Raw genomic sequence first — 502 nt, forward strand, 5'->3', positions numbered from 1 at the left:
GCCTGCTGGCGAATGCGGTGAATCAGTCGCCATCAATAGTGACTGAGATACCGCTTCGCGAGCAGGCTCGCTCCCACATTTGGTTTTGCGTTCGCCTGGGATTCAGGCGTGTTTCTTGCGAATCCAGTACAGATAAGTACCGGCCTCTTCGTGCTGGCTCACCAACTCATGGTCGAGAAACACGCAGAACTTGGGGATATCGCGTTTGGTCGACGGGTCGGTGGCGATCACCTTGAGCAGGCCGCCAGGTACCAGGTCACGGATGTGCTGGTGCAGCATCATCACTGGCTCCGGGCAATTGAGGCCGGTGGCGTCAAGGGTGCCGTCGACCGGGGTATCGATCATTTCACTCATGATTCACTCCTGAAACTGGCCGGCATTGTCGCGCATTGCCAGGTATTCGGTCATCTGTGGCGTTACGCCACACCCTGTGTAGGAGCTGCCGAAGGCTGCGATCTTTGCTTTTTAAGATCAAAAGATCGCAGCCTGCGGCAGCTCCTAC

The 502-nt window shown here is 56.8% G+C and carries 1 protein-coding gene; it reads right to left on the reverse strand.

Annotated elements, in window-relative coordinates; all coding sequences use genetic code 11:
- Positions 1 to 102: 102 nt before the first annotated feature.
- Positions 103 to 354 carry a sulfurtransferase TusA gene (gene tusA, locus PMI23_RS28560; RefSeq protein WP_007910424.1) on the reverse strand — a complete coding sequence of 84 codons (252 nt, stop codon included), beginning with the start codon at positions 352 to 354 and terminating at the stop codon, positions 103 to 105.
- Positions 355 to 502 lie beyond the last annotated feature (148 nt).

Origin of the sequence: Pseudomonas sp. GM24 (assembly GCF_000282235.1) — a bacterium.
In the GTDB taxonomy this organism is placed as follows: domain Bacteria; phylum Pseudomonadota; class Gammaproteobacteria; order Pseudomonadales; family Pseudomonadaceae; genus Aquipseudomonas.

Excerpts from the sequence above, each read along its gene's own strand:
- tusA (WP_007910424.1), bottom strand. The coding sequence starts at position 354 with ATGAGTGAAATGATCGATACCCCGGTCGACGGCACCCTTGACGCCACC.